Consider the following 5703-nt stretch of genomic DNA (forward strand, 5'->3'; position numbering starts at 1 on the left):
GCACCATCCGCTCCTGCCTCGACACCCTACGCAAACAAGGGCACAGCATGCTCGAAGTGCTGCGCCGCGCATTTGCTGGCGATCCGATCAGGCCAGCTGCGTAGCGGCTGAATAGTTACAATTAATCGAAGTCAGGCAAAAACGTCCCCAGTTTTGGGGTTCTGTCGCATTAGCGAACGCCAGTGGGCCGGTCGGGTAAACTGTGGTGCCGAATTCAGGACGAATCGACATGCTCAACTTTCAAGGGATGCGCTTTCCGAACGATGTGCGCGGTGGTCAAGTAATTTCGGACACAACAATAGGTTCGCGTGCCGCCATTTTCCGTTCGTAGACGGTGGGTGGCAGATTACCCAATGCTGAATTGATTCGCTTGCCGTTGTAGAAGCCGACGATGTAGTCAGTGATGTCTGCCTTGGCCTCAGCATGGTTGGCATATTGGCGCTGCCAGACACGCTCCATTTTGAGGTTCAGGAAGAAGCGCTCTGCAACGGCGTTATCCCAGCAATTACCTTTACGGCTCATGCTACACACGAAGCCATGTTCCTTCAAAAGATCCTGGTAGAGTTCGCTGGCATACTGGCTGCCCCGATCGGAATGAACGATCAGTCCTGCTGCCGGTCGGCGCTGCCCGATCGCCATGTTCAAAGCATCGCACACCAGTTTGGCAGGCATGCTCGGTGCCATCGCCCAGCCGACCACTTTACGAGCATACAGGTCGAGCACGGTGGCCAGATACAGCCACCCGGCACCGGTCCGGATGTAGGTAATGTCGCTGACGTAAGCCAAGTTCGGTGCGGCCGGATTGAACTGTCGGTTAAGGACATTGTCGGCAATCGGCAAGCCGTGCTTGCTGTCGGTCGTATGAACGAATTTACGCTTCCAGACGGGCTTCAAGGCGGCTTGGCGCATCAAGCGACGCACCTTGTAGCGTCCAATTGGGATGCCTTCGTTTGCCATGGCGGTGACCATTCGACGGCTGCCGTAACTCTGGTGGTTTGCCATAAATACGGCCTTCAAATGGACGCTCTCTTTGCAGACTTTGGGCACGGAGAAACGCCGCTTGGCTTCGTAAAAAGCAGACCTGCTCACTTCAAGAACACGGCAGCTTTGCAGAACCGGGACGGCCTCCTTTTGCAGCGATTCAATGACCTGGTGGGTCACTTCATTTCGCGGGCAAAGAAGGCCGACGCTTTTTTTAATATCGTCACGTCCTGGCGAAGTTGTTGATTCTCCTGCTCCAGCTGGCGGATCCGTTTCTGCTCCGCAGTCAATGGGGCTCTATGCCGTTTTGAGTGGAACTTTACACGGCGGCGGAAACGTGATGCTGCCAAATCGTGTGAATTTCCCCACCCCTAACCCCGCCCCGAGGGCGGGGAAGTCCTTGCCGCCGGACGGGCTCGCGGGCAGGATGCGAAACCCGCATCCAACCCTAAGCCTTTGAGCGTAAGGGCTTTTTCGATGCCGTCAAGGGTTCGCTGCGCCGGGCTTCGCCCTCCCTTGACCGCACCGAAAACGCCGCTGCTGTGGCAGCTTGCCAATGAGCAACGGACCTGGCCAGGGAAAATACGACCTGTCAAGTTCCACTCGAAACGACATTGGGCCGTCAATGGTTTACCGATGCCGGGCTGACCACTCTGCTCGGCGCTGAATTGGGCCATCCATCGACGAATCGCGGTCTGGCCGATGTCCATGCTCTCGCTGACGTTCTGAATGCTTTAACCTTGCTCTTTGATCATCCGAACGACTTCTAGCTTCAGGCTGGGATCGAATGTTTTACGCTTTCTTGTTGCCATGTATTGCTTCTCAGGTGGTGCATTTTTCACCTATTGAGGTGTCCGGGCAAATTAGACCACAGCAGTGATCCTGGTCTGCATCCGCTGGTATGCGGCCTACCCGCTGAGCTATCGGCACATCGAGGAGATGATGGAAGAGCGCGGCGTGTCGGTCGACCATTCGTCGATCAACCGATGGGCGATTCGTTTCCTGCCGCTCATCGAGAAGATCGCCCGAAAACACAAGCGCCCGGTCGGGGAAGCTGGCGCATGGATGAGACGTACATCAGGTCAAGGGCGTCTGGAAATACCGCTACCGCGCTGTCGACAAGCAAGGCAAGACCGTCGACTTCTTGCTGACAGCGAAGCGCGACATGGCCGTGGCGAAGCGCTTCTTCGACAAGGCCATGGGAGCGAACGGCGAACCGAACAAGGTCGCGATGGACAAGAGCGGCGCGAACAAGGCGGCCATCGACGCGGTCAACGCCGGCCGCAACGTGCCGGTCCTTGTGCGCCAGGTTAAGTACCTCAACAACATTGTCGAGCAGGACCATCGCGCCATCAAGCGGGTGACCAGGCCGATGCTCAACTTCAAATCGTTCCGGTCTGCCGGCGCTGTACTCGCCGACATCGAGCTGATGCACATGATCCGCAAGGGCCAGTTCGCAATCGACGCCGCCGAGGCTATGTCGTTCGCCGACCAATTTTCTGCGCTGGCAGGAGTGGTCCGTCCAGTTTGAGCGGTGCAGTGCCGTCCGGGAAAATCTCGCCATTTGATCAACAGCGCGACGGAACCCTTCTGGACGGGCTTGAGTTGGGATGACGGAAATTTCGGCGGTTCCGGCTTACACCCCCAGCGTGCTATTTTTTTCGAATTCTGTGGGCGCCGCTAATGCGACAGAACCTTAATTTCCAGGTTTCAGTACGACCTTGGTCCACCCATCTTCGCGCTTGTCGAATTTCTCGTAAGCGCCCGGAGCCTCGGTCAATGCCAATTCGTGTGAAATAATGGCCGACGGTTTGGCTTTGCCAGCGTGAATCAACTTAGCCAGATTGCGGTTGTAATGCTTAACGTTGGCTTGGCCGGTAGCGATTTTCTGGCCCTTGAACCAGAAGTTGCCGAAGTCGAAAGCAAGTTTGCCTTCCTTGGCCAGGTCGTCCTTGGCACCCGGATCTTGAGGTAAGAACACGCCGACAACGCCAATGCCACCGGTGGCTTTCACCGTCTGCACAAGGTTGTTCATTGTAAGGTTTGGCACTTCCTTGCCGTGCTTGTCGCAACATTGGTAGCCAACGCATTCGCAGCCGCAATCTGCACCTTTGCCGTCGGTCAGGTCGAGCACTTTCTGCACGCCAGCGTCGCCGGTGTCATCGATCGCAATGGCGCCCAATTTTTCCGCTAGCGCAAGACGGTCCTTGTGTGTATCAACGACAAACACCTGGCTGGCGCCCTTAATAAACGCGGACATGGTGGCCATCAGGCCAACCGGACCGGCGCCATAGATGACGACCGATTCGCCGGGTTTGACCCCAGCCAGTTCTGTCGCGTGGTAACCGGTCGGCAGGATATCGGAGAGCATGACATAGTCGTTCTCTTTTTCCTTCGCGTCTTCCGGCAGCACCAAGCAATTGTAGTCACCGAATGGCACGCGTAGTAGTTCGGCCTGGCCACCACTGTATGGACCCATACCAGCAAAGCCGTAAGCGGCACCGGCAGTCCCAAGATTGGCTGTCAAGCAAAAGCCGGAAAGGCCACGCTCGCAATTTTCGCAAAATCCGCAGCCAATGTTGAAAGGCAGGCAGACCATGTCGCCTACTTTTACGCGTTCGACAGCCTTACCTACTTCAATGACTTCTCCCATGTTTTCATGACCAAGAATACGACCAGTCTCCATGCTGGTACGTCCTTCATACATATGCAGGTCGGAGCCACAAATATTCGTAGTCGTTACACGCACCAGAACGTCAGTGGATTTCTCGATCTTGGCATCAGGCATTTCTTTAACTTGTACGTCATAGGGACCGTTATAAATGAGCGCTTTCATCTGGCTATTCCTTTATTGAATGGAGAGTGGAATGGATAGGGCACGGTTGAGATCCTGCACGCATATTAAAAATATTACTGTTGGTGACCTAACATATAGGGGTGAATAGGTGTTTAGTTTCGTGGGATCATATTTCTCGTCGCAGCATGGCGTTGTTCCGCGCTAAAGCCGTGCTTGACGAGTTGATCGCCGGTTTGCCACCGCGGTCGTCCCACAATCCACTGAACTTAGCAGCGCCGCCCCTTAGCATGGCTTCTGACTCATGGATTTGTGCGATTTCGGACGTGGGACCCGGGGCTTCGATTTGATGATGCCAGGGCGGTGCGAGTAGGTGCGACCGGCGATCAATCGTAGTGCCTCGCGCAGCCGCGTGGCGATGTCGGCGCCAAGCCGCAGCGCAGGCAGTAGTGGTTTGAGAATGGAGTGGGCGGCGGCGCGGTTGATGCGCCGGGTCGGCAGCAACGCCGCCTCGCGCAGTGCCGTTTCGGTGGCCAGGGACTGAAGGTTGTCGCAAACGATCTTGGCGGCGAAGTCGTGTAACGCCGCCTGCTGCGACAGGCCGGAGACGTGCTCGAGATTGAGCCGGTGCTTGAGGCGTTTGAAGGCCTCCTCGATGCGCCAGCGTTGGTGGTACAGGTCGCCAAACTCATGGGCCGGAAACGCCGCTGAGTCGACCAGATTGGTCATCAATACGCGCACCTTGCCGGTGCTGGCGATATGACGCACCAAGCGCACCGTTTGCGGTGTCGCCGGGCACTCGTAGTCGACGGCGTCACGCCGGTCGGGGGGCGCCAGCGTGACGATCCGCTCGGCGTCGTCTGAGCGCAGGAAGTCGCGCACGCACGCGAAGCCTGCGTTGCCGGCCTTCTCGACGCGCATGCAGAAGCTGACACCGCGCGCGTTGAGCGCGGCGACTAACCAGCGCGACGGATAGCCGCGATCCATCAACAGCAGGTCACCGCCAGAGAGACGGTCGAGGTGTTGGGACAGCATCTGACGCTCGCCTTCGTGGATGCTGTGCAGTGAGGGGGCCAACATCATCTCGGCGCCTGGCAGGTAAAGGCCAAAGGCGATTTGGTCGGCACTGGAGGCGCGCGCGACGTGGCTGGCGCGGCGCCCGAAACGCAAGGTCGAGGCGTCGGCGGCCACGAGCCGCCGGCCGCGCCAGCGCGGCACAAAGCCATCGGCGTCGGCGCGCGCGACGAGCCAGTCATTGAGGGCCGGGATGGCGGTGGTCGACAACTTGGCTCGGGCCTTGGCGAAGGCTTGCTCGGAGATGTGGTGCACGAGTTGGGCCTGCTCCTTAAGATGGGCGAAGAATTCGTCGAGCTCGGTCTGCACGCTCTTACGCATGCCGCTGAGCATGACGGCAACGAGCGCCGGCAAGGGCAGCTTACGTCTGCGCACGAAGGCGTTGCCGGCGTCTGCGTGGCAAGCCTGGTCGCGAAACTGCGGGGAATGCATGAACTGGGAAAACGAAGCGAACAACGACGGTAACGAAATAGCGGCCAATGAAGATCAAAAAGATCTTCATTGGCCGCCGCCCTGCTCGCGAAAAAACCTCGCAATCAGGGCGGCGGCTGCGCGAAGCGGCACTGCTGTCAAGAACTAAATGAAGTCGATGTCGAAAAAATCGGCCGTCCGCTTAAGTTCGGTGGATTGGGAAAACAGGGGAAACGGAAAAAATATTACGCTAAGCTTAAAAATTAGTAACTGTTCAGCCTGAGCGAAGGCTGCAATAAACAGTTGTAAACTGTGCTGCTATCGCGCATGATTTGGGCATGCCACCAAAACCGCCCCGTCTCAATCTCACCGGCCTGTCCCATGAAGACAAGGATCGTCTCATTGATGCCTTGTTCGCGCGCCTGGACGCGGTCGAGGCGAAG

At 57.4% G+C, this 5703-nt stretch carries 3 protein-coding genes and 2 pseudogenes; 2 read left to right on the forward strand and 3 right to left on the reverse strand.

The window, feature by feature from the left end; all coding sequences use genetic code 11:
- Positions 1 to 276: 276 nt before the first annotated feature.
- A pseudogene (locus tag ACP7BZ_RS22715) lies at positions 277 to 1274 on the reverse strand (IS3 family transposase); the annotation flags it as partial.
- A gap of 583 nt (positions 1275 to 1857) precedes the next feature.
- Here ACP7BZ_RS22715 and ACP7BZ_RS22720 point away from each other — a divergent pair.
- Positions 1858 to 2512: pseudogene (locus ACP7BZ_RS22720) on the forward strand (IS6 family transposase).
- Between the two features lie 165 nt (positions 2513 to 2677).
- On the opposite strand, the gene ACP7BZ_RS22725 reads toward ACP7BZ_RS22720, so the two are convergent.
- Positions 2678 to 3817 (reverse strand): glutathione-independent formaldehyde dehydrogenase, encoded by a 1140-nt coding sequence (locus ACP7BZ_RS22725; RefSeq protein ID WP_426117442.1) that lies wholly within the window; start codon positions 3815 to 3817, stop codon positions 2678 to 2680.
- Positions 3818 to 4060: 243 nt separating this feature from the next.
- Complete coding sequence (locus tag ACP7BZ_RS22730; protein ID WP_426117444.1) at positions 4061 to 5329, reverse strand: IS4 family transposase; 1269 nt, start codon at positions 5327 to 5329, stop codon at positions 4061 to 4063.
- 21 nt (positions 5330 to 5350) lie between these two features.
- On the opposite strand from ACP7BZ_RS22730, the gene ACP7BZ_RS22735 reads away from it, so the two are divergent.
- Positions 5351 to 5527 carry a hypothetical protein gene (locus ACP7BZ_RS22735; RefSeq protein WP_426117446.1) on the forward strand — a complete coding sequence of 59 codons (177 nt, stop codon included), beginning with the start codon at positions 5351 to 5353 and terminating at the stop codon, positions 5525 to 5527.
- The last annotated feature ends 176 nt before the right edge of the window (positions 5528 to 5703 follow it).

Origin of the sequence: Massilia sp. PWRC2, from assembly GCF_049896725.1 — a bacterium.
GTDB lineage: Bacteria > Pseudomonadota > Gammaproteobacteria > Burkholderiales > Burkholderiaceae_D > JAFCUW01.